Genomic DNA, 25,326 nt, shown 5'->3' on the forward strand with positions numbered 1-25,326 from the left:
CTACTTGGGGCAGATCCCGGCCTGGGCGGCGGGGGCGAGGAGGGGCAGGAGCAGCTGGCCGACCTGGACGTTGGAGCAGCTGAAGACGAGCTGGCCGCGCCAGCCGCCGCCGTTGGCGTCCTGGGTGGAGGTCATGGAGTTGACGTTGTGGGCGAACCAGGCGAGCCAGAAGAGGTAGCCCTCCTCCTTGCCCTCCGGGTTGTGGACCAGCTCGTTGGTCACGTAGCGCAGGACCGAGAACGCACGGTTGAGGTCCGGCGTCAGGGGCTGGAGGTTCGTGAGCGCGGTCTGCAGGTTCCCCGCCAGCGGCTGGGCCTCCCGGCTCAGGCCGCGCAGCTGGCCGAGCGCCGGCGTGCCGGTCCTGGCGAGCGGGCGCAGGTCGTCGAGCGCGCCGCGCAGCTTCTCGGCGGTCGGGGTCAGGCGCTGGAGGGCCGGGCGCAGCTCGCGGGCCAGCGGCCGCGCGGTCGCGAGTGCCGCGTTGGCCTCGTCGAGCGTGCCCGGGAGCTTGGACAGCGCCGAGCGCAGCGCCGCGTCCTGGGAGCCGAGCGCCGCGAAGGTCGTGTTGCCCTGCTCGACGAGCTTCGTGAGGTCGCCGCCCTGGTCGGCCAGGCGGTCGGAGACGTCGGCGAGGCCGCTGACGAGCCGGCGCAGCTCGACGCGTCGCGCGGCGATCGCCTGGGTGAGCTCCTTCGTGCGGGCGAGCGCCGGCTGCGAGGTCCTCAGCAGCGAGCGGAGGTTCAGCGCCCGGTCGCCCCGCAGGCCGTCCCCGAAGCCCTGGAGCAGGCCCTTGACGTAGCCGCGCACGTCGGTGTCGAGGCCGGCGAGGACCTCGTCGACGTTCACCGAGGGCGTGGCGCGGTCGACCGGCAGGACGTCGTCCTCACCGAGGACCGGGGCGCGGGAGGTGCCCGGGTCCATGTCGATCGTCATGTCCTGCAGGCCGGTCTTGGGGCGCACGAGGACCTTGGCGTCGGCGTGCACCGCTCCGAGCTCGCGGCGCTCGATGTCCAGCCGCACGACCGCGCGGCCGTTGCGCAGCTCGACGTTGCCGATCTCGCCGACCTGGACGCCCGCGACGGTCACGGTCTGGCCCTGGCCGGGCGTCAGCGCCTGGCCCGTGGGCAGCTCGACCTCGACGGAGTAGACGTCGTCCCACGGCCAGCGCAGGCGCTGGTTGTCGAGCACGATGCCGCCGACCGCCGCCGCGATCACGAGCAGGCCGAAGATCGCCGCGAAGGGGACGATGTAGCGCCGGATCTGGGTCCGCAGCGTCACTTCGCGGCCCTCCGGTCGGCCTGGCGGGCCTTGGCCAGCGCGCTCCTGAGCTCCTTGCGCGTGTCGAGCTTGCGCAGGCGCTTGATCGCGCCGCTCACCGCGGAGCTGCGCTCCTTGCGCGACAGGCCCAGGCGCTTCTGGGCCGGCGCGGGGGCGCTGTCCGCCCGCAGGTCCGGCAGCGCCTGCTCCTCGCACTTGGCCTCGGGCGCGAAGGGCGGCTCGGTGTTCGGCGTCCACCGCGGGCGGGCCCCGAGCAGCGGCTCGGACGTCAGGGCGTAGAGGTCGCCGATGCCCGGCAGGGCCGTGGTGACGAGGTTCTCGGCGCCGCCGGCGAGGTAGCGGATCTGGCCGCCGTTGCCGTCGAAGTTGCCGCCGGAGGACGCCAGGCCGGCGCCCATGCTCGTCAGCTCGCGCCAGATCGGCAGGCCCGTCGAGAGCTTGCCGTCGTCGACCTGGGCGTTGAGCACCGGGACGACGCTGCGCGAGACGCAGGTGGAGATCGGCGTGACGCGGCCCAGCAGCTCGTCCAGCTGCGGGGTGACCGTCTCGAGCGAGGCGAGCGCCGGGCGCAGCCGGCGCGTCAGGGCGGGCAGCTCGGCGTCGCCCAGCAGGCCCGAGCCGGCGCGGACGAAGGGTCGCGCCTCGTCGATCGTCGACGGCGCCGCCCGCAGCGCCGGGCGCAGCGTGTCGGCGAACGTCCGCAGCGCCGGCAGCGTGGCCCGGACCTCGCGCAGCGCCGGCGTCGCGGTCGACACCGTGCGGTCCAGCGCGCGCAGGGAGGCGCCGAGGTCCTGGCGCGAGGAGCCCAGCGCCGTCACCGTGCGCGCGAAGCCGGTGACGAGGTCGGCGAGCTCGCGGTCGCGGACGGCCAGGGCACGCGAGACCTGCGCCTGGCGCTCGACGAACCGGCCGAGGTCGCCGGGCCGCGCGCCGCGCATCGCCTCGGCGGTGAGCGCGGTGCCCTGGAAGGCGCCGGTCCAGTCGCGCACGCCGGCCCGCACGGCGTCGGCGCCGCCCTCGTCCAGGGCCTTCGTGAGGCCCTCGACGGTCGCCTTCAGGTCCTGGCGCGAGTCGCGCTGCAACGTGCTGAGGACCTCGTCGAGCTGGACGGGGATGGCCGTCTGGGTGAGCGGGACCGTCGCACCGTCCGCGAGCTCGGGCTGACCCGGGGAGCCGGGGCGGACGTCCACGAAGAAGTTGCCCTCGAGGAAGAGCCGCGGGCGGATCTTCATCGTGGCGTCGCGGTGCAGCGGACGGCCTTCGTCCTGCATCCGCAGCGTCACCTCGGCGGTGCCGCCCGGCCCGGGCTCGACGGCCTGGACCTTGCCGACGTCGACGCCCGCGATGCGCACCGGCGTGCCCTTCTTCACCTCGGTCGCGGCCGTGCGGAAGATCGCCTTGACCTCGTAGTGCGAGCCGAAGGGCAGCGTGAGCTTCGTGAAGCCCGCCCAGCAGACGACCGCGACGACCACGAGGGTCAGGGCGCCGGCCTTGAACGGGGAGATGCCGCGCGCCCTCATCGGCGGGCCTCCGCCGGCGGGCTCGTCGTCTCCGTGCGGCCGGGCTGGGTGCCCGGGGCCGGGCCGCCGCCCGACGCGGTGAAGTACGTCTCGTTGCCCGGCTCGCACTCGCCGCCGGCGCCCGTGTCCTCGTCGATGAGCCGGTGGTTGTTGGCCGCCGGCCGCGGGCTCTGGAGGTCCTCGGAGAGCTCGACGATCGGGATGAAGCGGAACCACGTGCCCATCCGGTCGCCCTCGCTGACGACCGACGGGACGTTGCGGCCCCACAGCCCGAGGTAGTTGCAGCGCGTCTGCATCGGCGCGATGGTCTGCAGGGCGTGGTCGACGTCGGCGACGACCGGCGTCAGGTTCGTCAGCGAGCGGGTCGTCGACGGCCGGGTCGCGAGCGTCCGCAGGGCGTCGAGCGTCGGCTGCAGGTCGCGCGCCAGCGGCCGCGCGTCCCGGAGGGCGGGGCCGGCCGCGCGCAGCCCGTTCGCCAGCCGCGTCGCGCTCGTCGACAGCACCCGCACGCCGGGGGCGGCGTCGCGCAGCAGGCCGGCGGCCTGGGCGAAGATCGGGCGGGCGGCGCGGAAGCCGGCGGTCGAGACGCGCGTGACCTCGGGTGCCTGGGCGAGCGTCGCGTCGACCGCGGCGTCCTCGTCGGCGATCGCCGAGAACGTCCGGGCGCCGGCGCGCATGAGCGAGCCCAGCGGCTGGCTCACCGGGGCGAGCGCGGCGGCGGCCGACTCGGCGCTGCGCAGGAAGCCGGGGAGGTCGGTCCGGGGAGAGCGCAGCAGCGCGGCCACCGAGCGCAGGCTGCGGCTGGTGCGCGGCAGCTCCTCGATCGTGCGCCCCACGTCGGCCTCCCGGCCGGCCAGGCCGGTGCCGAGGTCGCGCACGACGCCCTTGAGCGCGTCGCGCGTCGGCGCGTCGAAGGCGGAGATCGCGTCGTCGAAGTCGACGACGCCGGTGCTCTGGCGCAGCCCGATCTCCCCACCTGCGGGCAGGTCCCGCGTGCTGTCGCCGGGGCGCAGCTCGACGTACTTGAGGCCGAGGTTGGAGCGCAGGCGCACCATCGCGCGGGTGTCGACGGGCAGTGGCTCGGCGGCCTTCTCGAGCGCGAGCTGCAGGCGGGCGGCCGGCGTGCCGTCCGGGCCGGGCTCCGCCTCGACCTCCGTCACGACGCCCACGCGCGAGCCGCCGATGCGCACGTCGTTGCCGGGCACGACCTGCGCGGCGTCCGGCACCACGACGTCGATCTTGTAGGTCGGGACGAACGGCAGGCCGCTGTTGGCGTTGTAGGAGAGGAACACCGCCACCACCACGACGAGCACGGTGAGCGCCCCGACGAGGACGGGGTTGGCGACGATGGAGCTCTGCGGCCGGCGGACGCCCATCTACGGCCCCAGGAGGAGGTCGAGGAGGCGGTCCACGGCCCCGCCGGAGGGCTGCTGGCCCTGCGCGGGCTGGTCCTTCTTGCCGTCGAGCAGGCCCTTCGTGCCCTCGACGAGGTCCTTGACGGTGTCCTGGAGCGCCTTGGGCAGCTCCTGGATCGCCTTGGGCAGGTCCTGGACGGTCTTCGGGAGGTCCTTGAGCAGCCCGTCGAGCGTCCCGGGCTTCTCGGGCTCCTTGGCCGGGGCCTGCGGCGCCGGCGTCGTGACGGGCGCGGCGGGCGCCTGCTCGCGCTCGGGCGCCGACTCGCTCTTGGCCTTCGCCCTGCGCTGCCTGGCCGGCGTGGCGGAGCGTCCGCCCTCGGCGAAGTGCGCGTCGCAGCTCTTGATCGTGACGACCGCGTAGAGGTTGCAGGCGTCCACCGCCTGCAGGTACGCGGGCAGGATGTGGGAGACGCTGTCGTAGCGGGCCGTCGCCGTCGTGGCGTAGTAGACGAAGCGCAGCAGGCCCTCGACCGCGCCGCGGTCGCGCATCGACTCGAAGAGCTCGGCGAGCTGGGCGCCGGCGGGCCGTGCGGCGGTGGCGAAGCGGGCCAGGCGGCGGACCTGCGGGGCGACCGGGCCGACGGCGCGGCGGCCCGCGCGGGCGGTCGTGCCGAGCTGGGTCAGCGTCGGCTGGACCTCCTTGGCGAACGGCCCGAGGCGGTCGACCAGGCGCTCGGCGGCGGGCGCGGCGGCGGCGAGGTCGGCGGCGACGGAGGTGCCGTCCTCGCCCAGCGCGCGCAGCTGCGCCAGCGACGGCCGGGCCTCGTCGAGCAGCGCCGGGAGGCCGCGGACCGTCTCGCGCAGCTCGGCGGAGCGGCGGCTCGTCGCGCCGGTGGCGCGGCGCGCGTCGCGCACGAAGTCGGCGACGTCCTCGCGGCGGTCGGCCAGCACGTCGACGACGCGATCGGCGTCGCGCAGCAGTGCCTGGATCGTGCGGCGCTCGCCGTTGACCTGCGTCAGCAGCTTCTCGGTCTCGGCGAAGGCCGGGTCGGCCTCGCGGATCGTGGCGTTGAGGTCCTCGGCGCGGCCGGCCAGGCCGCCGCCCAGGGCGCTGACCAGGAGCGCGGTCTGCGTCGTGGTCGGCTCGCGCAGGGCGCCGAGCACGAGGTCGAGGTCGATCGGCGTGGTGGTCTGGTCCAGGCCCATCGTCGGGACGGCGTCGCCGCGCGCCGCCAGCGGCTTGGCGTCCGCCGTGCCGGGCGTGCACTGCACGAACTTCTCGCCGATCAGCGACTGGGGCTGGATCGTGCAGCGCGCGTCGGCCTTGAACGGGCCGAACTCCTCGTCGACGCGCATCTGGATGCGCGCGCGGCGGCCGTCGAGCGTCACGTCCTCGACCTGGCCGACCTTCGCGCCGGCGACCTTGACGTCCTGGCCCGGCACGAGGAAGCCCGCGTTGCGGAACAGGGCGTCGACGCGGTACCCCGACGCCGACTCGTCGTCGCCGGCGCCGACCGCCAGGAACGTGCCGCCGCCGGCGACGAGCGCCACGGCGCCCGTGGTGAGGAGCCGCCTCACGGCGCGTTCCCCGGATCGCAGGACCCGCCCTCGGGGACCTGGTTGTTGCCGACGCCCGGGATCTCGCGGTACGCGCCACCCGGGCAGCGCCGGACGTTGCCCTTGCGGGCCAGCGGCAGCGCGCCACCCAGCGCCGAGAGGCCACCGCTGAGGCTCAGGTTGTTGGCGATCGGGGCGACGCGCCCGTAGAGGCCGTTGGCGTCGTAGCTGTTGACCTGCGAGGCGCCGAAGCCGCTCACCACGCCGTGGAAGACGTCGGGCAGGTAGGGCAGCGCCTTGGAGACGATCGGCAGGACGTCGTCGACCGCCTTGGTCGTCGCGTCGAACGCCGGCAGCGCGGTGGTGCGCAGGCCGGGCATGTCCTGCAGCGTCGAGGTGAGGTCGGGCAGGAGGGCGCGGACGTCGTCGATCGCCGGGCCCGAGCGCTGCAGCAGCGGCTGGAGCTCGCGCACCAGCGCCGCGGCGCGCGGGGCGACGGGCTGCAGCTCGCGCGCGGCGGGCCGCAGCGCCGTGAAGGTCGTGCCCAGGTCGCGCAGCGTGCGCGTGCCCTCGGCGAGGGTGCCGGGGGCACGGCGCAGCACGCCGGTGAGCGCGGCGCGCTGGTCGGCGAGCTCGCGGGCGGTGCTCGCCGCGCCGCCGAGCGCGGCTTCGAGGTCGCGGTCGCGCGACGCGACCGCCCCGACGACCGAGGCGCTCTGCACGAGGAACTGCTGGAACGCGCGGCTGTCGCGGTTGACCTCACGCGCCAGGAGGTCGAGCTGGCCGAGCGCCGGGCTCAGGGCCGTCAGGCCCTTGTTGGCCTCGCCCTCCTGGCCCTCGAACACCGCGCGCTGGTTGCGCAGGAGGTCCTGCGCGGCGCTGCGCGTCTGCGTGTCGAGCGTGCTCAGCACGCTGTCGATCTCGACGACCGAGCGGCTGGCCGACGCGGGCAGCACCGCGCCGCTGTCGAGCTCCGGGTTGCTGTTGGGCCCCGGGGCGAGCTGGACGAAGCGGTTGGCGACGCTCGACAGCGACGCCACGCGGACCTCGGCGCGCGTGCCCTCGTGCAGCGGGGTGAGGTCGCCGTCGGTGATGGTGACGTCGACCTCGGCGAGGTTGTCGTCGTCGAGGCGGATCGCGTCGACCGTCCCGACCCCGACGCCGCCCACCTTGACCTCGTCGCCCTTGACGAGCTGGCTGGCGTTCTCGAAGCGCAGCTTGAGCCGGTAGTCGTCCTGGCCGCCGACGAGCACGACCACGGCGACCGCGGCGAGCACGAGCAGGGTGGCGAGGGGGACGATCCGGCGCAGCACGGGACGAGGGCGTCCGGGCACGCGCTCTCCACCGCGCACCGGACACGTTGTCAGACACGCTATCCCGGCGCCGCCGCGAATGACAAACGGCAACCGGCGGACGACCCTGGCGCCCGGCGGCCGACCGCGCCTAGGATGCCGAGGCATGCCGTCGGTGACCCGCTCACGCTCGGCCGGCCGGGAGCGCCGGGACGGCGTCGAGCGCGACGTCCTGGCGGCGGTGGAGGGGCTGCTCGCCGACGGGGCGTCGTTCACGGAGCTGGGCGTCGCGCGGATCGCCGACGCCGCCGGCATCGCCCGCTCGACGTTCTACGTCCACTTCCGCGACAAGGTCGACCTCCTCGTGCGGCTGACCGAGGCGGCGACGGAGGAGCTCTTCGCCGACGCGCGCGGCTGGGTGCGCGGCGACGAGGGCGACGGCCTGGACGGCCTGGTCGCCGCGATCCTGCGGATCGTCCGCCAGTACCGACGCCACGGCGCGCTGCTGCAGGCGCTGCACGAGGTGGCCGCCTACGAGCCGACCGTCGCGCGGTTCTGGCGCGCGCGGATCGAGGACTTCGTCGCGGCGCTGGCCGACCAGCTGCGGGTGCGCCGGGACGCGGGCGAGACGCACGCCGACCTCGACCCCGACCTGAGCGCGCGGATCATCGCCTGGTCGGTCGAGCGCAACGTCACCGACCAGGTCACCCACCGCCCGGCCGGCGAGGACGAGGCGTTCGCCGCGGCGCTCGGGCGCCTGGTGTGGCGCACGCTCTACCGCGAGCCGGCCTAGGCCCCGCACTACGCTTGAGGCCGTGACCTTCCCCGCTGTCCGGATGCGTCGTCTGCGCCGCACGGGCGCGCTGCGCTCCCTGGTGCGCGAGACCCCGCTCGCGGCGTCGGACCTCCTGCTCCCGCTGTTCATCGAGCAGGGCCTCGACGGCCGCGCGCCCATCGAGGCCATGCCCGGCGTCGACCGGCTGTCGATCTCCGCCGCCGTCGAGGAGGCCGGCGAGGTCGCGGCGCTGGGCATCCCGGGCGTCCTGCTCTTCGGCATCCCGGGCCACAAGGACGCCGAGGGCTCGGGCGGCTGGGACGACGAGGGCATCGTCCAGCTCGCCACCCGCGCCATCAAGGAGGCCCACCCGGACCTCCTGGTGATCACCGACGTCTGCCTCTGCGAGTACACCGACCACGGCCACTGCGGGCTCCTGCGCCCCGACGGCCAGGTCGACAACGACGCGTCGCTCGAGCTCCTCGCCCGCACCGCCGTCTCGCAGGCGCGCGCGGGCGCCGACGCCGTCGCGCCCAGCGACATGATGGACGGGCGGGTCGGCGTCATCCGCAAGGCGCTGGACGACGAGGGCCTCAGCGACACGCCGATCATCGCCTACTCCGCGAAGTTCGCCTCGGCCTTCTACGGGCCCTTCCGCGACGCCGCGGACTCGACGCCCGCCTTCGGCGACCGCCGCGGGTACCAGATGGACCCCGCCAACGGCGACGAGGCGGTGCGCGAGGCGCTCCTCGACGTCCAGGAGGGGGCCGACATGCTGATGGTCAAGCCCGCGCTGCCCTACCTCGACGTGCTCTGGCGGGTCAAGCAGGAGACCAGGCTGCCGATGGTGGCGTACAACGTCAGCGGCGAGTACGCGATGCTCAAGGCCGCTGTCGCAGCCGGCCACCTCGACGAGCGCACGGCCGTGCTCGAGACGTTGACGTCGATCCGCCGCGCCGGCGCGGACGTCGTCATCACCTACCACGCGAAGGACGCCGCCCGATGGCTTCAGCAGACGTGACCAAGACCGCCGTCCCGAAGGTCCGCAGCCGCAAGGACGGCGCGGCCGTCCCGCTCGACGAGTTCGACAAGCGCCTGCTCAACACGATGCAGGGCCGCTTCCCGATCGAGGTCCGGCCCTACGCCGCCGTCGCCGAGGAGCTCGGCGCGCCGGAGGACCGGGTCATCGCCCGGGTCGGCGAGCTCGTCCAGCAGCGGATCATCCGCCAGGTCACGCCGATCTTCGACACGCGCGCCTTCGGCTACGCGTCGATGCTCGTGGCCGCCAAGGTCGACGCCGAGCACCCGTGGCGGGCGGCGAAGGTCGTCAACGAGCACCCGGGCGTCTCGCACAACTACCTGCGCAACCACGAGTTCAACATGTGGTTCACCATCGCGGTCGAGCCCGACTCGAAGCTCGGCCTCGAGGGGACGCTCGACGTCCTGCAGCGCGAGACGGGCGCCGAGTCGGTGCGCATGCTGCCGACGCTCAAGCTCTTCAAGATCCGCATGGACCTCGAGATGGAGGCGGGCACCGACGCGCTGGCCTCCGCGAGCGCCGAGGCGGTCGAGCCGGCCGAGACCGAGCCCCAGCCCTACGACGAGCACGACAAGGCGGTCGTGCGCGCCACGCAGGGCGACCTGCCGATCGAGCGCGAGCCCTACGCCAGGGCGGCGGCCGAGCTCGGCATGACCCAGGAGCAGGTCGTCGACCACCTGCGCGGGATGGTCGACCGCCGGCTGCTGCGGCGCGTGGCGGCGATCCTCTTCCACCGCCGCGCCGGGTTCAGCGCCAACGGCATGGGCGTGTGGAAGGTCCCCGAGGACCGCGTCCTCGAGCTCGGCGGCAAGATGGCCGCCTTCCGCGGGATCTCCCACTGCTACCAGCGGCCGACCTACGCCGACTGGCCCTACCAGCTCTTCACGATGGCCCACGGGCGCTCCAAGGAGGAGTGCGACGCGATCCTCGACGCCATCGAGCAGCAGCTCGGCTGCGTGGAGGCCCGGGCGACGCTCTACTCCTCCACGGAGTTCAAGAAGATCCGCCTCCTGTACTTCACCGAGGACTTCAAGCGCTGGGAGCGCGAGCACGGCGGCGTCTAGCCGTCCGCCGCACCCATGGCCGGGACCTCGCTGACCGACGCCCGCTCCGCCGAGCTCTACGCCCGCGCCGTCCAGCGACTGCCGGGCGGCGTCAACAGCCCCGTGCGCGCGATGAGGGCCATCGGGCGCGACCCGCTCTTCGTCGAGCGCGCCGAGGGCGCGTGGCTCTGGGACGTCGACGGCAACCGCTACGTCGACTTCATCTCCTCGTGGGGGCCGCTGATCCACGGCCACGCCCACCCCGAGGTCCTCGCCGCCGTGGCCGACGCCGCATCGCGCGGGACGACGTTCGGGGCGCCGACCGCCGCGGAGGTCGACCTCGCCGAGGAGGTCGCCCGCCGCATCCCGTCGGTCGAGATGCTGCGGATGACCTCGAGCGGCACCGAGGCGTCGATGAGCGCCATCCGCCTCGCGCGCGCCGCGACGGGTCGCACCACGCTGCTGAAGTTCGCCGGCGCCTACCACGGCCACCTCGACGGCCTGCTGGCCGAGGCGGGCAGCGGCCTGGCCACGCAGGGCATCCCGTCCTCGCCGGGGGTGCCGGAGTCGGCCACCGCGCAGACGGTCGTCGTGCCGTGGAACGACGGCGAGGCCGTCGCCAAGGCGTGCGCCGAGCACGAGCTGGCCGCGATCCTCGCCGAGCCCTACCCGGCCAACATGGGCCTGGTCCCGCCCGTGGAGGGCTTCCTCGAGCTGCTGCGCCACCAGGCCGACGCCTGCGGCGCGCTGCTCGTCTTCGACGAGGTCATCAGCGGCTTCCGCGTCGGGCGCGGCGGCGCCCAGGAGCGCGAGGGCGTCACGCCGGACCTCACCGTCATGGGCAAGGTCATCGGCGGCGGGCTGCCGGCGGCGGCCTACGGCGGCTCCCGGGCGCTCATGGAGCGCATCGCGCCGGCCGGCGACGTCTACCAGGCGGGCACCCTGAGCGGGAACCCGCTCGCCGTCGCGGCCGGCCTCACGACGCTGCGCCTGCTCGACGACGAGGCCTACGCCCGGCTCGCGGCGACGACCGACACGCTGGTCGCCGGGCTGCGCGACGCTGCGGCGGGTGCCCGCGTGCCGGTCTCCGTCGTCTCGGTGCCCGGCCTGCTGACGGTCTTCTTCCGCGAGGAGGCGCCGCGGGACTACGCCGAGGCCCAGGCCTGCGACCACGAGGCCTACGCCGCGTGGTGCCGGGGTCTGCTGGCCCGCGGCGTCTACCCGCCGCCGTCGCAGTACGAGGCGTGGTTCCCGTCGCTGGCCCACGAGCCCGAGCACCTCGAGCTCACCCTCGACGCCGCCGCGGCCGCGTTCGCCGAGCTGTCGGCCGGCGCGTGAGCGCCGCGCTCGGGGCGGTCGCCGCCGCCGTGCGGGCCGAGGGCGGCCTGCTGGCCGGCGCCCTCGTGGAGCCCCCGGCGCCGGGCGACGGCGGGCTGGGGACCCTGGCGGCCGGCGGCCCGCGCGCCGCGGGGCGTGAGGCGGAGCTGGCGGAGGTGGTCGAGGCCGTCCGCGAGGGCCACCTGCTGCACCACGGCCGGGCGCGCGTGCTGTCCCAGGACGACCCCGACCTCGCCCTGCTCGCGGGCGACCGGCTCTACGCCCTGGGCCTCGAGCGCCTGGCGGCCGCCGGGGACGTCGTCAGCGTCCGCGCGCTGGCCGACGTCATCGCCCTCGCCGCGCAGGCCGCAGCGGCCGGTGACGAGGACCTCTCCGCGGCGGTGTGGGAGGCCGGCGCGACGGAGGTCGGCTGGGGTCCCGGACCGGGCCTCGACGAGGCCAAAGAGCTGGCGCGTGCAGGGGATCCCGGTGCGGCCGCCGCCCTGCGAGCCGCGGCGCGCCACGCTCGCGAAGATCTGGCGCCGAACCGTCCTCGGACCGGCACCCCCGGGCCGGACGGCTCCTAAGCTGAGCCAGCGATAAAGTCCCGCGTCCCGTCCAGCCCCTCCCGCTGGCGGCAGGACGCAGGAGCGCCCCTCACGTGCCCAAGAAGCAAGCACCCAGCAAGTACACCGCCGACCGCCGCATCGCGGGCGCCTTCGAGGGCGAGACCGTCACCCGCCGGCGGTTCATGACCCTGTCGGCCCACGGCGCCGGCGCCGTCGCCGCCTCGGCCTTCCTCCTCCCGGCCCTGGGCTTCGCCCTCGGCCCGCTGTTCGAGGAGATGGACCAGCCGTGGCAGGCCGTCGGGTCCGAGGACGAGTTCTCCGACGACACCTACGTCCCGAAGGTGTTCACCCAGTCGGCGCGCATCGGCCAGTCCGGCAAGTCGACGGTCTACATCCGCAAGCGCAACCCGGAGATCGACACCGAGAAGCTGCCCAAGGGCTTCGAGGACGAGACGTACGTCGCCATCTCGCACCGCTGCATGCACCTCGGCTGCCCGGTCCGCTACGTCCAGGCCGCCGAGCGCTTCATCTGCCCGTGCCACGGCGGCGTCTACAACTTCCGCGGCGAGGTCGACGGCGGGCCGCCCGTCCGTCCGCTGGACCGCCACTACACGCGCGTGCGCAACGGCCAGGTGGAGATCGGGCCGCGGTTCTCCGTCAACGGCCACCTCGAGCGCTTCAGCCCGCGCGACCCCGGTGAGCCGCTCGACGGCATCGGCCAGTACCTGTACCCGTCGCGGCCGTCGATCCGGAAGCTCTCCGAAGGCGAGTAGGACCCATGCCGAAGCTCAAGCTCCCCGCTCCCCCGCTGCCCCCGGGCGTGCCGAAGCCCAAGCCCAAGCGGCCCGGCACCCCCAAGCAGACCCCGCTCGACGTCGCCGCCGACGCCGGCGCGAGCGCCGTCGACTGGATCGACGAGCGCACCTCGCTGTCCGGCGGTCTGCGGTGGATGCTCTTCCGCAAGGTCCCGAAGGGGACGAACTGGTTCTACACGCTGGGCTCGGCGACGATGTTCGCCTTCCTGAGCCAGGCGGTGACGGGCGTCTTCCTCGCGATGTACTACCGGCCCGACGCCGCCGGCGGGGCCTACGAGTCCATGCGCTACGTCAACGACGAGGTCTTCCTCGGCGAGTTCGTGCACGGCATGCACAAGTGGGGCTCGTCGGTGATGGTCATCCTGATCTTCCTGCACATGGCGCGCACGTTCTTCTTCGGCGCGTACAAGTACCCGCGGGAGCTCAACTGGGTCATCGGCGTGGCGCTGCTGATCCTCACGATGGCCATGTCCTTCACGGGCTACCTGCTGCCGTTCGACCAGCGCTCCTACTGGGCGACGATCGTCGGCGTGAACATCAACGGCACGGGTCCGCTCGTCGGTCCGTACCTGTCGGACTTCCTGCGCGGCGGCCCCGAGTTCGGCGCCACCTCGCTCTCGCGCTTCTACGCGATCCACATGATGCTGATCCCGGGCGCGATCGCCGCGCTCATGGGCGCGCACCTGTACCTGGTGGCGAAGCTCGGCACGACGGCGCCGCCGTGGATCCGGGCCGAGAAGTCCGACGCCGTGCGTGAGGAGAAGGCGTAGTGAACCGCCAGGAGAAGGAGCAGTACCTCCGCGAGTACTCGATCCTCAAGGCGCAGGGGAAGCCGTTCTTCCCCTACGCCGTGGCGAAGGACTCGGCGATGGCGTGCGTGGTGATGCTCGTCATCATCCTCATGTCGCTGATCCTCGGCGCGGAGCTGGGGCCGAAGGCCGACCCGACGACGACGACCTACTCGCCGCGTCCGGAGTGGTACTTCTTCTTCCTCTTCGAGCTCCTGAAGGTCGTCAAGGAGCCCGCGCTGACGCCGCTCGCCACCATCGGCGTGCCGACGATCTGCATGATCCTGCTGTTCCTGCTGCCGTTCTACGACCGCAGCGCGGAGCGGCGTCCTGAGCGCCGTCCGGTCGCCACGACCGCCGGCATCCTCACCATCGGCGCCATGGCCTACCTGACGTACCTGGGTGCCTCGGCCGGCGCGCCGACGCAGATCGACCTCGAGACGCCGTCGCGCATCCAGGCGCAGGGCGCGCAGATGGTCGCCCAGTACGAGTCGGGCAAGCAGGTCGTCGCCCAGTCGGGCTGCCTGGCGTGCCACAAGCTCGGCAAGAACGGCAACGAGGGCCCCGGCCCGGAGCTGACCGACATCGCCGACCGCCTGCCGCGTCAGGCCATCCAGCGCACGCTGATCAACCCGACGGCGCCGATGCCGTCGTTCGCCGCCCTCCAGCGCAACTCGCCGGAGAAGTTCGCCGCCATGGTGGCTTTCCTCGGGGAGCTCAAGGAGGAGGAGGGCGACGAGTCCGAGGACGACGCGCCGGTCAACGCGCAGCGCCGTCCCTAGGACGCCATGACCGCCGCCACCGCGGGCGGAGCTCCCGGCTCCGCCCCCGGCACCCTCGAGGAGCCGCAGGTCCGGGCGATGTTCGACCGCATCGCCCGGGTCTACGACCTCATGAACTCCGTCATGACGGCCGGGCTGCACCACAGGTGGCGCAGCCGGGCGGCGGACCTCGCGGCGGTGGGCCCGGGCGACCGGGTCCTCGACGTCGCCACCGGCACGGGCGACCTGGCGGTCGAGCTCGCCTCGCGCGTCGGCCCGACCGGCGAGGTCGTCGGCTCGGACTTCTCCGAGGGGATGCTCGACCTGGCCCGCAAGAAGGTCGGGGACATCACGTTCGAGTGGGGCAACGCGCTCGACCTCCCGTACGAGGACGCGTCGTTCGACGCCGCCACCGTCGGCTTCGGGGCGCGCAACTTCTCCGACCTCGACCGCGGCCTCGCCGAGATGGCCCGCGTGGTGCGGCCCGGCGGCCGCGTCGTCGTCCTCGAGATCACGACGCCCCAGCGCCCGCCGCTGTCGACCTTCTACTCGCTGTGGTTCGACCGCGTCGTGCCGCTGCTCGGCCGCTTCGACGACGCCTACACGTACCTGCCCGCGAGCGTGAAGCGCTACCCCGGCCCCGAGGGGGTCGCGGCCGCGATGGACCGCGCCGGGCTCGAGCGCATCCGCTGGGTGCTCACGGCGGGCGGGATCATCACCCTGCACGTCGGAGAGCGGCCCTGAGCTCCGCGCCGGCCGCCGGTCCCGTCACCGCCGTCGCCCACGCGGCCGGCGACCACGTCCTGCCGCTGCTGGCGCGCGTGGAGGAGCGCCTGACGGCGATCGCCGGCGCGCACGGCGAGCCGCTGGCCACCCACGCCGGCGCGACGATCGCCGCGGGCGGCAAGCGGCTGCGGCCGCTGCTCGTGCTCGTCGCGGCGGGGGAGCCGGGGTCGGCGGAGGTCGAGGAGGCGCTCGTGCGCGCTGCGGCCGCCGTGGAGCTCGTGCACTCCGCGACGCTCGTGCACGACGACGTGCTCGACGACGCGCCGCTGCGCCGGGGGGTCCCGACGGTCTACGCCACGGCGGGCCGTGACGCGGCGACGCAGACCGGCGACCTGCTCTTCGCGCGCGCGTTCTCCGAGCTGGCGCGCGGCGAGGACGCCGAGCAGGTCCGGCTGCTCAGCGACGCCGGCTCGGCGCTGGCGCGCGGCGAGCTGGTGCAGCGCGCCGACGCGTGGGACGCGTCGATCTCGCTCGAGCGCTACCTGCACCGCTGCGACCTGAAGACCGCGCGGCTGTTCCAGGCCGCGGCGCGCCTGGGCGCCAGGTGCGCGGGCGCCGGCGGCGCGGTCGAGGAGGCGCTGGGGGACTTCGGCCGGCGCATCGGGCTGGCCTTCCAGCTGCTCGACGACGTCCTGGACGTCTCCGGCCCGGCCGAGCGCACGGGCAAGCACCGGGGCACCGACCTCCTGGACGGCACGGTCACGCTGCCGTTCATCCTCGCGCGCGCGAGAGACCCTGAGCTGGGCGCGATCGACCCCCGGACGATCACCGAGCCGGCGCAGGCCGAGGCGGTCTGCGACCGCATCGCGGCGACCGGGGCGCTCGACGAGGCGCGCGCGCAGGCGCTGGACCACGTCGACGGCGCGAAGGCGCTGCTCCCCGAGGGGCTCGAGGAGCGCCAGCGCGCCGCGCTCCTGCTCGTGGCGGACGGCGTCGTCGCCCGCTACGCCTAGCGACCTAGAAGTCGCAGGGGAGGATGCAGTCGGCGTCGAGCGCCTTCACGAAGCGCTCGATCTCGTCCTCCATGTTGGCGTGCGCGAGGCGGCGCAGGTCCCGGACGAGCGCCTCGGTGCCCCGGTCGAGCTCCTCGTCGAAGCGCTCGACGTGGTCCTGGGAGTAGACGCCGGTGGCGGTCCACTCGCAGTTGGGGCAGCGCAGGGAGACCTCCCAGTGCGTGGCGCCGGCCTCCTCCCAGTCGGTCGGGTAGACCAGGTCGGAGTCGCAGGCGCTGCAGATGTGGAGGTCCGGCGTGGCCTCGGCCGGCATCGGGCCCGCGGCGGCGACGCCGTGGGCGCCGACGGCCTGGTCCTCGAAGTAGACGACCTCGATCGTCTTGCCCGAGGGCAGGACGACGCGGCGGACGTAGTGGTTGGGCTCGGGCTGCGGGGTCATGGAGGGCGAGGGGCCGAGGGCGGCTGCACCCCGGTTGTCGGCCGCCCCCGCGGGTGCCTTGAGGTCGGCTTGGTGTGAGGTCCGTATGGGCTGGACGGCTGGCCGACTGGCCCCACGCGCTAGCGTTCGGGCCATGCCCGGCGGCATCGGCCCCCTCGAGCTCGCGATCGTGCTCGTCATCGTCCTGGTCGTGTTCGGCCCGAAGCGGCTGCCGCAGCTCGGGCGCCAGCTCGGCTCGGGCATGCGCGAGTTCAAGGACTCGATCACCGGCAAGTCGGGCGACGACGACGACCCGGACGCGCCACGGCTCGAGTCCCCGGCCTCCGGCAGCACCACCACCGCCTCCTCGGCCACCGCGGAGCCGGTGCGCGAGGACGAGCCCGTCCGCCGCGACGCCTAGCCCGGCGGCCCTCGCCGCCGGACGCCGATGCCCACCCTAGGCCCGGTCGGTCACGACGACCGCCTGAGCCTCGTCGAGCACCTCGACGAGCTCCGCTCGCGGCTCATCACCTGCGTGCTCGCCTTCCTGGCGTGCTTCGCGCTGACCTACTGGCAGAACGACCGCGTCCTGGACATCGTCGGCAAGCCGCTCGAGCAGACCCAGAACCTCGACGGCGACACGAAGTCCAACGACCCCCTCGAGCAGAACGCGCGCTACCAGCTGCGCACCGGCGAGGCCTTCGGCGGGGTCGACCGGGCGCTGCGCAGCCTCGACCGGTCGCTGCAGGCGCTGCGCGAGGCCGAGGGGCTGCCGGCGGCCACGCAGACGCTGCTCACGCAGGCCGCGCGCGACGCGCGGCGGGCGGCCGACGCGGCCCGCAAGGCCGCGGCGGCGGTGCCGCAGAACCGCGAACGCCAGCCCGTCACGCTCGGCGTGGCCGAGCCGTTCGTCACGACGTTCACGGTCGCGGGCTACGCGGCGCTGCTGCTCTGCCTGCCGATCCTGCTCTTCCAGGCCTACGCGTTCGTGCTGCCGGCGTTCACGCCCGACGAGCGCAAGGTCGCGCTGCCGCTGATGCTGCTCGTGCCCGTGCTGTTCATGGGGGGCGTCGCCTTCGGCTACTTCGTGGCCCTGCCCAGAGCCGTGGAGTTCCTGCAGAACTTCAACGACGACGACTTCGACATCCTCGTCCAGGCACGGGACTACTTCCGCTTCTCGGTCGTCTTCCTCGCCGTCATCGGCCTGCTGTTCCAGATCCCGGTGGGCGTCCTGGCGGTCACGCGGCTCGGTGTCGTGTCCACGGCGACGCTGCGCAAGAACCGCGGGTACGTGCTGCTCGCGCTGGCGGTCGTCGCCGCGGTCGGCACCCCGACGCCCGATCCGGTGACGATGCTGCTCGCCCTCGCGCCGCTCGTCCTGCTCTTCGAGCTCAGCGTGCAGCTCGCGCGGATCTTCGAGCCCAAGGACGGCGGCGGCGGCCGGTGGAGCTTCGACGACGACGAGTGGGACGACCATCCTGCTGACGTTGACGAGCGCAACGACTCGCTAGCCTGACGCCCATGCTGTTCGATCTCCGCGGGCGCGGCCGGCGCCGCACGGTGAAGGTGGTCTACTCGGGCCTGGCGCTGCTCATGGGCGGCGGCCTCGTGCTGTTCGGCATCGGTGGCGACGTCCAGGGCGGCCTCTTCGACGCCTTCCGCGAGGACCAGCAGCAGGGCCAGGGCGACAAGGCCTTCGAGGAGCGCCTCGAGCGCACCGAGAAGCGCGCCGACACCGATCCGCGCAACGCCGCCGTCTGGGCCGAGCTCGCGCGCCTGCGCTACCAGGAGGCGGGCCTCGGCGAGAACTTCGACCAGGCCACCGGCACCTTCACCGACGACGGCCGCGACGAGCTGCGCACCGCCGTCCAGGCCTGGGAGCGCCACGTCGCCCTGGCCAAGGAGGACCCGGACTCGAACGTCGCGAACCTCATGGTCCAGGCCTACAGCGCCCTCGAGGACATGCCGAAGGCCGTCGCCTCCATGGAGATCGTCGTCGACTCCAAGAAGGAGCCGACCCCGCAGCTCCTCACCCAGCTCGCCACCCTCGCCTGGTCCGCGGGCCAGAACCGCAAGGCCGAGCTCGTCGGCGACCGCGCCCTCGACCTCGCCGACAAGGCCGACCGCGAGCTCATCAAGGGCCAGCTCGACTCCGCCAAGCAGCTCGCCCAGCAGCAGCAGGTCCAGAAGGCCCAGGAGGAGGCCGGCGTCCAAACCCGCACGGGCGCCGACGCGCTCCTGGCACCCGGCTCCTGAGCCTCGGTCGTCCCGGCCGCGGCCTGGTTCGCGCGGCGGTCTGGTCGTCGGGGCGGGAGCTCGCGGGCGGCCACCGCCCTCACGCGATCCTCCCACGGCGCGTCGGTCGGGATGCTCCCGAGCGGGCCGTCAGCCACAGCGAGTGGCTACACTGCCCCGTCCCGCCCCTGTAGCTCAACTGGCAGAGCAGCGGACTCTTAATCCGAAGGTTCTAGGTTCGATTCCTAGCGGGGGCATCGCCCTGGAGGCCCGGCACACGCCGGGCCTTCCGCGTTCTCGGGCCGGTCGCGCCGCACGCGGGGGCGGCTCCGCCGCGAGCCTGGGGTTGACCGCCGCAGAGGCGGTCAAGTCCAGGGTCACCGGCCGTCCCTGGTCGGCGCTGAACCCCTGTGCGCGCCCGACCCCTCCAGCGCCGCCTGCAGCGTGTCCGCGTCCCAGTCGCCGTCGTGGCGCACGCCGTTGATGTAGAACGTCGGCGTCCCCTCCGCGCGGCTGTCCTCTGCGCCACGCACGTTGAGGGCGATGCGCCCGGAGGCGACGTGCTCCTGGACGTCGTCGACGAAGCGGTCGAGGTCGAGGCCCAGCGCCTGGGCGTGGTCGACCATGCGGCTGAGGTCGACCGGCTCGTCGTCGCGCAGGAGGCGGTCGTGCATCTCCCAGAACCGGCCCTGGGCGCCGGCGGCCTCGGCGGACTCCGCGGCCAGCCGGGCGCCCGGGTGGACGTCCTCGAGCGGGAGGTGGCGCCAGACGAAGCGCAGCCGGTCGCCCAGGCGCGCGCGCAGCTCGTCGACGACCTCCGCGCTGCGCCCGCAGTAGGGGCACTCGTAGTCGCCGTACTCGAGGAGCTCGAGCGGGGCGTCGGCGGGCCCGCGGACGTGGTCGAGCTCCGGGCGCACCAGGTGGGCCAGGCGCGGCGGGCCGGTCTCGGCCGGCGCCTCCCCGCGGCTGCTGAGCCGGAAGACGACGGTGGCCAGCACCGCGGCGAGGACCGAGGCGACCAGGACGCCGACCTTCGCCTCGTCGCGCAGCGCCTCGTCCTCGAAGGCGAGCTCGGCGACGAAGAGCGAGACGGTGAAGCCGATGCCCGCGAGCGCGCCGCCGCCCAGCAGCTGGCTGCGCCGGACGCCCTCGGGCAGCGGCCCGATCCCGGCCCGGACCGCGAGCGTCGTGCTGGCCACCACGCCGAGCAGCTTGCCGGCGACCAGGCCGACGACGATGCCCCACGTGATCGCCGAGCCGGCCGCCGCCTCGAGCATCTCGCCGTCGATCGCGATCCCGGCGTTGGCCAGCGCGAAGAGGGGCACGACGACGAAGCTCGACCACGGGTGCCACAGGTCCTGGAGGCGCTCGTTGGCCGAGACGGCGTCGACCACGCCGCGGCGCGTCATCCGCGCCAGCTGCGGCGACGGGTCCAGGCGGAACAGCCGCGTGAGCCGGGCCGCGAGCTCGACGTCGGCACGGCGCGGCGGGTGCACGTCGACGAGGACCCCGACGACGACGCCGGCGAGGGTCGGGTGGATGCCGGACTCGACCATCGCGATCCACAGGGCGACGCCGACCACGACGTACGCCGGGCCGCGCCACGAGCCGACCCGGTTGACGACCAGCACCAGCGGCGCGATCGCCACCGCCGCCACGAGCCACGCGAGCTCGACGCCCGACGAGTAGAAGACGGCGATGACGACGATCGCGCCGATGTCGTCGACGATCGCCAGCGTCAGGAGGAACACCCGCAGCGAGCTCGGCGCGGTGGGCCCGACGAGCGCGAGCAGGCCGATGACGAAGGCGATGTCCGTCGCCATCACGATCCCCCAGCCGTCGGCCCCCGGGCCGCCGGCGTTGACGGCGAGGTAGAGGCCGGCCGGGACGAGCATCCCGCCCAGCGCCGCCAGCGCCGGGATCAACGCCTTGTCGCGCTCGGTCAGCTCGCCCAGCGAGAGCTCGCGGCGCACCTCCATGCCCACGAGGAAGAAGAAGAAGACCATGAGCCCGTCGTTGACCCACCAGTGCAGGTCGTGGCGCAGCTCGTAGCCGCCGAGCGCGAAGGACAGCTCGGTGTGCCAGAGGTCGACGTAGCTGTCCGACGCCGGCGAGTTGGCCCAGACGAGCGCGAGGACGGTGGCGGCGAGCAGGACGCCCGCGCTGCCTGCCTCGGTGGCGAGGAACCGCTGGACCGGGCGCTGGCGCTCACGGGCCCAACGCGTCAGGCCGGCGGGGTGGATGGTGTGCACGGGGCGGCTCCTGGGCAGGGGTGGTCGACGCTCGCCGACCAGGCTTCCCGGCACACCGCGCCGGACGGTAGCGCACCCCGCCGCTCAGGCCGCGGTGGCCGCCGCGCGGGCGAGCAAGAGCTCCCGCTCCCGCGCGTTGCGCGTCAGCGACGCCGCGCGCTCGAACGCCGCCCGCGCCTCGTCGGCGCGGCCGAGCCTCTCGAGCAGGTCGCCGCGCACGCTCGGCAGCAGGTGGTACTCGCGCAGCGCGGGGTCGTCGGCGATCGCGTCGAGGACCTGGAGACCGGCGGCCGGCCCGAGCGCCATGCCGACCGCCACCGCACGGTTGAGCTCGACGACCGGCGACGGGGCGACCTGGACCAGCGCGCCGTAGAGCGCGGCGATGCGCGGCCAGTTCGTCGCCTCGGCCGTCGTCGCCTCGGCGTGGCAGGCGGCGATCGCCGCCTGCAGCGCATACGGCCCGAGGGGCTTGCCGAGCCCGCGCGCCGTCTCGAGCGCCGCGAGGCCGCGGGTGATGAGCAGGCGGTCCCAGCGCGAGCGGTCCTGGTCGAGCAGGAGGACCGGCGCGCCGTCGGGCCCCACCCGAGCCCGCGAGCGCGAGGCCTGGAGCTCCATGAGCGCGACGAGCCCGTGGACCTCCGGCTCGCCGGGCGCCACGCCGGCCAGGAGGCGCCCGAGGCGCAGCGCCTCCTGCACCAGGTCCAGGCGCATCCAGTCCTCGCCGACGGTCGCGGCGTAGCCCTCGTTGAACACGAGGTAGAGCACGCCCAGCACGCCGGCCAGGCGCTCGGGCAGCTCGTCCTTGCCCGGCACCTCGAAGGGGACCTCGGCGTCGCGCAGCGTCTTCTTGGCCCGGACGATCCGCTGCGCGACCGTCGCCTCCGGGACCAGGAACGCCCGGGCGACCTCCTCGGTCGACAGACCGCCCACGAGCCGCAGCGTCAACGCCACGCGCGCCTCCATCGACAGCAGCGGGTGACAGCAGCACAGCACGAGCGACAGGACGTCGTCGTCGACGCGGTCCTCGACGACCGCGTCGAACTCGTCGCGTTCCATGGCGAGCTGCAGCCCGAGCCCGTGTGCGAGCTCGGCGTGCTTGTCCTCGAGGCGCTTGCCCCGGCGCAGGACGTCGATCGCGCGGTGCTTGGCCGTGGCCATGAGCCACGCCCCGGGGTTGTCCGGCACGCCGTCGCGCGGCCAGCGCTCGAGGGCGACGACGAGCGCGTCGTGCGCCAGGTCCTCGGCCAGGCCGACGTCGCGGACCATGCGCGCGAGGCCGGCGATGACCCGCGCCGACTCGATCCGCCACACGGCGTCGACGGCGCGGCGGGCGTCGTCAGCGGCGGTGGCGGATCGCGGCGGGCCCACGGCGGCGGCTCAGGCGTCGACGGTCTGGAGCGGCGGCTCGTCGGAGAGCTTCGCCGCCGCCTGGAGCTCGTCGGAGAGCTCCGCGACCTCGAAGACCTGGCGCAGCTCCAGCGCATCGCCCTCGCCCAGCGGGCAGCGCCGCGCCCACTCGACGGCCTCCTCCTTCGTGCGGGTCTGGAGGATCCAGTAGCCGCCGACGACCTCCACGGCCTCGGCGAACGGGCCGTCCGTCACGACCTTCTCGCCGCCGCGCAGCTCGACGCGCGCGCCCTGCGAGGGCCCCTGCAGCCCGTCGAGCGCCAGCAGGACGCCGGCCTTCGTGAGCTGCTCGTTGTAGGCCTGCATCGCCTGGACGTCCTCGAGCGACGGCTCGGGCGCGCGCTCGTAGGTCGCGGGGTCGATCTTGATGAACAGCATGAACCGCATGGCCGGCTCCTCGGTCTGGTGCGGAGGCTCCCGGGTGGAGCCTCCCTCACCACGGCGACGAACGCGGTGGTCCTCCATCGACGCGACCGCGTGGTTGGCGCGTAGACGCTCGCGTCGCGTGTCCTCCAACCGCGACGACCAGCGCAGGAACGCCTGCAGATGGCCGCCTTCCGCGACAGCTGCCGCGCAAGGACCTCGACCATCTGTCCGAGCGTCCACGCGCCCCTGTTGACCGCCCGGTCACCACCCGATCCAGGGCCTGAACCGCCACGGACGGCGGAGGCCGATCCCATGGGAGGGAATGGAGAGATGCAGACCACGAAGGGCATCGCCGCACTCGCCGCCACGCTGGTCCTCGGGCCCGCGTCCGTCGCGCACGCGGTGACGAGCAGCCAGTCGATCACCGCGGACGTGGCGCCGACCCTGCAGGCGACCTTCCCGGGCGACTACGCCTGGGGCACGCTGGCCGTCGGCGCCGGCGGCAACACGTCCAGCGAGCAGACCGTCAACGTCAAGAGCAACGCGGCGTGGGGCGTGAAGGTGTCGTCCGACCTCGCCGACGGGCGCATGAAGGAGTGGACCGGCGCGGCCTACGTCAGCTCGTCGCCCAAGGTGCTGACGCACGCGCTGACCTGGCGGCTGTCGAGCCTCGGCGGCGCGGCGCAGGGCACGAGCTTCGCGGCCCTGTCGTCCACCGCCGCGGCGGTCACCACCTCGCAGGCGATCACCGGGGACAGCGGGACCGACGTCGGCGTCACCTACCGGCAGGTCGCGTCGTTCGCCGATCCCAGCGCGGGCGGCAACGACTACCGCATCGCGGTCACCTACGACGCGGCGCAGGGCTACTGAGCGAGCGTGCCGCGGCGGCCCCTGAGCATCCTGGCCGCCGCGGCCGCCGCGGCCGCCGTCGCCCTGCCGGCGCTCCTCGCGCCGGCGCACGCCCACGCCGCGGGCTGCGTGCTGAACATCGGCTCCTGCCTCGTCGTCACGCCGCCGCCCGCGTCGCTCAACCTGGGCCAGGTCAACGCCGCGACGACGACGACCTCGGCCGAGCAGGTCATGCAGGTCGCGGCGGGCAACTCGTGGGGGATGCGCATCTCCGTCGACCAGGCGGGCGGCCGGATGCGCGAGCACAACGGCACCTCCTACGTCGCCAGCGGCAAGGTCATGCACCACCCGCTGCAGTGGCGGCTGAGCTCGTTCGACGGCACCGCGCAGTCGACGTCCTTCGCCGACCTCTCGACGACGCCCGCCGTCGCGCTCACGAACCGCTCGATCACTGGGTGTGTGCTGCTGCTCCTGCTGTGCACCGACATCCCGCTCGGCTTCAGGTTCCGCATGACGACGTCGTTCTGGGACGCCAACGCGGGCGCCAACAACTACCGGATCCAGGTCACCTATGACACGCAGCTCGGCTTCTAGGCGAGCCTTCGGCGCGGCGGTCCTCGCCGGACTCCTCGGTCCCGCCGGCGCACACGCCGCGGGCGGCGGGTTCTGGATCACGCCCGCCCGGATCGACGCGCGCGTCGAGCGCGGGACGCTGCTGGCGCCCGTCGTGGTGGGCAACGACACGGGCCGGACGCTCGCCGTCACCGCGACCGTCCTGCTCGCCGACCAGGGACTCGACGGACTGCCGACCTGGACGCTGACGCCCGCCGCCGTGCGCGAGGGCCGGACCGTCGCGCGGGTGAGCCCGGCGACGTTCCGCCTCGCGCCCCGACAGCAGCGCAAGGTCCGCCTGCGCGTGGTCGGCCGTGCGCCCCGGCGCGGCCGCGGCACCTACGGCGTGCTCCTGCTCTCGGCCGTCGGCGCCCGTCCGGCCACCGCGAGCCGGTCCTTCGTCTCGTCGCGCATCCGCCTCTCGGCCAACCTCCTGCTGCGCTACGGCGGGGGCGGCGCCGCCGCGGGCGGCGCCGAGGCGCTGCGCGCCGCGCAGGGTCCGGGCCGCTCGCTCGTCTTCGCCGCGCAGGTGCGCAACACGGGCGACCTGCACGGCCGGCCGCGGGCGCGCCTGCGGGTCCGTGACCGCGACGGGCGCCTCGTGGCCCGCGCGACGTTCCCGACGGGCAACGTCCTGCCGGGCGCCCGCCGCGAGCTGACGACGGCGGTGCGGCGCGTGCTGCCGGCGGGCACGTACACCGCGCGCGTGGTGGTCGACCTCGGCGCGCGGCGCACGACGCGCGACCTGCGCCTGCGCCTCGTCGCGCCCGGGACCCTGCCGACGCCGGACCTGCGCATCGACGCCCTGCCGGTGCCCGAGGTGGCGCCCGGTGCGGCGGTGACGGCGGAGGTCGTGCTGCGCAACGCGGGCACCGCCCCGGCGGCCGTCACCGGCGAGGCGGCGCTCGGGCGGCCTGGCAGCGAGCGGCCCGACGCCCGCGTGCCGGTGACGGGCGCGCCGCTGGCGCCCGGGGGGCGGCTCACCGTCCGGCTGGCGCTGCCGCCGGTGGCGGAGGGCGACCGCCGCCTCACCGTCACGCTGCGCGACGGCGACCGGACCGTGGCCACGCGCTCGGTGACCTTCCAGGCGCGCGCCCGCGCCTCGGCGTGGACGCGCTTCCTGGACTGGGCGGCGGCCCACGTCGCCCAGGTCCTGGCGGGGCTCGGGCTCCTCCTCGTCGTCGGCACGCTGCTCGCGGTCGTCCTGGTGCGTCGCGCGCTGCGGCGTGCGCGGGCGGCGGCCGCGGCGCATCCCGAGCGGGTGCTCGAGCACGTCTGACGCCCTCCGGGCTCCGGGCGGTCCCGCCCACCCTCGACGCGCGCAGCGCTTCTGCGACCGCTT

General features: G+C 74.5%; 25 protein-coding genes and 1 tRNA gene. 17 read left to right on the forward strand and 9 right to left on the reverse strand.

The window, feature by feature from the left end:
• From JUB12_RS15100 to JUB12_RS15120, 5 genes are read right to left on the reverse strand one after another with little or no spacing between them, the layout of a single operon-like run.
• Complete coding sequence (locus JUB12_RS15100) at positions 1 to 1,275, reverse strand: MCE family protein (RefSeq protein ID WP_205696245.1); 1,275 nt, start codon at positions 1,273 to 1,275, stop codon at positions 1 to 3.
• The gene (locus JUB12_RS15105; protein WP_205696246.1) at positions 1,272 to 2,795 is read right to left on the reverse strand and encodes an MlaD family protein; all 1,524 of its coding nucleotides are present in this window, start codon (positions 2,793 to 2,795) and stop codon (positions 1,272 to 1,274) included. Before JUB12_RS15105 ends, JUB12_RS15100 begins: the two co-directional genes overlap by 4 nt.
• A complete protein-coding gene (locus tag JUB12_RS15110; RefSeq protein WP_205696247.1) occupies positions 2,792 to 4,171 on the reverse strand; it encodes an MlaD family protein in 1,380 nt (459 codons plus the stop codon). The genes JUB12_RS15105 and JUB12_RS15110 overlap by 4 nt, the downstream gene beginning before the upstream one ends.
• Positions 4,172 to 5,728, reverse strand: coding sequence for an MlaD family protein (locus JUB12_RS15115; RefSeq protein WP_205696248.1), 1,557 nt, complete (start codon positions 5,726 to 5,728; stop codon positions 4,172 to 4,174). It abuts the gene before it with no gap.
• On the reverse strand, positions 5,725 to 7,041 hold the full coding sequence (locus JUB12_RS15120; protein ID WP_205696249.1) for an MlaD family protein: 1,317 nt from the start codon (positions 7,039 to 7,041) through the stop codon (positions 5,725 to 5,727). Before JUB12_RS15120 ends, JUB12_RS15115 begins: the two co-directional genes overlap by 4 nt.
• Before the next feature lie 124 nt (positions 7,042 to 7,165).
• On the opposite strand from JUB12_RS15120, the gene JUB12_RS15125 reads away from it, so the two are divergent.
• From JUB12_RS15125 to JUB12_RS15170, 10 genes are all read left to right on the forward strand, one after another.
• Positions 7,166 to 7,792 (forward strand): TetR/AcrR family transcriptional regulator, encoded by a 627-nt coding sequence (locus JUB12_RS15125; RefSeq protein ID WP_205696250.1) that lies wholly within the window; start codon positions 7,166 to 7,168, stop codon positions 7,790 to 7,792.
• Positions 7,793 to 7,814: 22 nt separating this feature from the next.
• Positions 7,815 to 8,795, forward strand: a complete 981-nt coding sequence (gene hemB / locus JUB12_RS15130) for a porphobilinogen synthase (protein WP_241004279.1) — start codon at positions 7,815 to 7,817, stop codon at positions 8,793 to 8,795.
• The gene (locus JUB12_RS15135) at positions 8,792 to 9,877 is read left to right on the forward strand and encodes an Lrp/AsnC family transcriptional regulator (RefSeq protein WP_241004280.1); all 1,086 of its coding nucleotides are present in this window, start codon (positions 8,792 to 8,794) and stop codon (positions 9,875 to 9,877) included. Before hemB ends, JUB12_RS15135 begins: the two co-directional genes overlap by 4 nt.
• 15 nt (positions 9,878 to 9,892) lie before the next feature.
• On the forward strand, positions 9,893 to 11,194 hold the full coding sequence (gene hemL / locus JUB12_RS15140) for a glutamate-1-semialdehyde 2,1-aminomutase (RefSeq protein WP_205696252.1): 1,302 nt from the start codon (positions 9,893 to 9,895) through the stop codon (positions 11,192 to 11,194).
• Positions 11,191 to 11,760, forward strand: a complete 570-nt coding sequence (locus tag JUB12_RS15145) for a hypothetical protein (RefSeq protein ID WP_205696253.1) — start codon at positions 11,191 to 11,193, stop codon at positions 11,758 to 11,760. Before hemL ends, JUB12_RS15145 begins: the two co-directional genes overlap by 4 nt.
• Before the next feature lie 74 nt (positions 11,761 to 11,834).
• The gene (locus tag JUB12_RS15150; RefSeq protein ID WP_241004281.1) at positions 11,835 to 12,515 is read left to right on the forward strand and encodes a ubiquinol-cytochrome c reductase iron-sulfur subunit; all 681 of its coding nucleotides are present in this window, start codon (positions 11,835 to 11,837) and stop codon (positions 12,513 to 12,515) included.
• A gap of 5 nt (positions 12,516 to 12,520) precedes the next feature.
• Positions 12,521 to 13,327, forward strand: coding sequence for a cytochrome b N-terminal domain-containing protein (locus JUB12_RS15155; protein WP_205696254.1), 807 nt, complete (start codon positions 12,521 to 12,523; stop codon positions 13,325 to 13,327).
• Complete coding sequence (locus tag JUB12_RS15160) at positions 13,327 to 14,127, forward strand: menaquinol-cytochrome c reductase cytochrome b/c subunit (protein ID WP_205696255.1); 801 nt, start codon at positions 13,327 to 13,329, stop codon at positions 14,125 to 14,127. The genes JUB12_RS15155 and JUB12_RS15160 overlap by 1 nt, the downstream gene beginning before the upstream one ends.
• Before the next feature lie 6 nt (positions 14,128 to 14,133).
• Complete coding sequence (locus JUB12_RS15165; RefSeq protein ID WP_205696256.1) at positions 14,134 to 14,850, forward strand: ubiquinone/menaquinone biosynthesis methyltransferase; 717 nt, start codon at positions 14,134 to 14,136, stop codon at positions 14,848 to 14,850.
• Positions 14,851 to 14,927: 77 nt separating this feature from the next.
• Positions 14,928 to 15,845, forward strand: a complete 918-nt coding sequence (locus tag JUB12_RS15170; protein ID WP_205696257.1) for a polyprenyl synthetase family protein — start codon at positions 14,928 to 14,930, stop codon at positions 15,843 to 15,845.
• A 4-nt stretch (positions 15,846 to 15,849) separates the two neighbouring features.
• Here the strand turns inward: JUB12_RS15170 and JUB12_RS15175 are convergent, their stop codons facing one another.
• A complete protein-coding gene (locus tag JUB12_RS15175; protein WP_205696258.1) occupies positions 15,850 to 16,284 on the reverse strand; it encodes a hypothetical protein in 435 nt (144 codons plus the stop codon).
• A gap of 133 nt (positions 16,285 to 16,417) precedes the next feature.
• On the opposite strand from JUB12_RS15175, the gene tatA reads away from it, so the two are divergent.
• The 4 genes from tatA (at position 16,418) to JUB12_RS15195 (ending at position 18,755) form a co-directional block, all read left to right on the forward strand.
• Entirely contained in the window at positions 16,418 to 16,684 is a 267-nt protein-coding gene (tatA, locus tag JUB12_RS22275) for a twin-arginine translocase TatA/TatE family subunit (RefSeq protein ID WP_205696259.1), read from the forward strand.
• A gap of 27 nt (positions 16,685 to 16,711) precedes the next feature.
• Positions 16,712 to 17,779, forward strand: coding sequence for a twin-arginine translocase subunit TatC (gene tatC, locus JUB12_RS15185; RefSeq protein WP_205696260.1), 1,068 nt, complete (start codon positions 16,712 to 16,714; stop codon positions 17,777 to 17,779).
• A gap of 5 nt (positions 17,780 to 17,784) precedes the next feature.
• Positions 17,785 to 18,519: a hypothetical protein gene (locus JUB12_RS15190; protein WP_205696261.1), complete on the forward strand. Its 735-nt coding sequence runs from the start codon at positions 17,785 to 17,787 to the stop codon at positions 18,517 to 18,519.
• A 163-nt stretch (positions 18,520 to 18,682) separates the two neighbouring features.
• Positions 18,683 to 18,755: transfer RNA gene (locus JUB12_RS15195), tRNA-Lys, on the forward strand.
• A gap of 120 nt (positions 18,756 to 18,875) precedes the next feature.
• On the opposite strand, the gene nhaA is transcribed toward JUB12_RS15195, so the two are convergent.
• The 3 genes from nhaA to JUB12_RS15210 all read right to left on the reverse strand — a co-directional run bounded on the left by nhaA (position 18,876) and on the right by JUB12_RS15210 (position 22,544).
• Positions 18,876 to 20,750 (reverse strand): Na+/H+ antiporter NhaA, encoded by a 1,875-nt coding sequence (gene nhaA, locus JUB12_RS15200; RefSeq protein WP_205696262.1) that lies wholly within the window; start codon positions 20,748 to 20,750, stop codon positions 18,876 to 18,878.
• 84 nt (positions 20,751 to 20,834) lie between these two features.
• The gene (locus JUB12_RS15205; protein WP_241004282.1) at positions 20,835 to 22,118 is read right to left on the reverse strand and encodes an RNA polymerase sigma factor; all 1,284 of its coding nucleotides are present in this window, start codon (positions 22,116 to 22,118) and stop codon (positions 20,835 to 20,837) included.
• Between the two features lie 9 nt (positions 22,119 to 22,127).
• Complete coding sequence (locus JUB12_RS15210) at positions 22,128 to 22,544, reverse strand: YciI family protein (RefSeq protein WP_205696263.1); 417 nt, start codon at positions 22,542 to 22,544, stop codon at positions 22,128 to 22,130.
• 309 nt (positions 22,545 to 22,853) lie between these two features.
• On the opposite strand from JUB12_RS15210, the gene JUB12_RS15215 reads away from it, so the two are divergent.
• Genes JUB12_RS15215 through JUB12_RS15225 form a run of 3 tightly spaced genes read left to right on the forward strand, consistent with a single transcriptional unit; the run spans position 22,854 to position 25,263 of the window.
• Complete coding sequence (locus JUB12_RS15215; RefSeq protein WP_205696264.1) at positions 22,854 to 23,393, forward strand: hypothetical protein; 540 nt, start codon at positions 22,854 to 22,856, stop codon at positions 23,391 to 23,393.
• Between the two features lie 6 nt (positions 23,394 to 23,399).
• Positions 23,400 to 23,966, forward strand: coding sequence for a hypothetical protein (locus tag JUB12_RS15220; RefSeq protein WP_205696265.1), 567 nt, complete (start codon positions 23,400 to 23,402; stop codon positions 23,964 to 23,966).
• Positions 23,944 to 25,263 carry a hypothetical protein gene (locus JUB12_RS15225; RefSeq protein ID WP_205696266.1) on the forward strand — a complete coding sequence of 440 codons (1,320 nt, stop codon included), beginning with the start codon at positions 23,944 to 23,946 and terminating at the stop codon, positions 25,261 to 25,263. The genes JUB12_RS15220 and JUB12_RS15225 overlap by 23 nt, the downstream gene beginning before the upstream one ends.
• Positions 25,264 to 25,326: the final 63 nt, after the last annotated feature.

The organism is Conexibacter sp. SYSU D00693, from assembly GCF_017084525.1.
GTDB lineage: Bacteria > Actinomycetota > Thermoleophilia > Solirubrobacterales > Solirubrobacteraceae > Baekduia.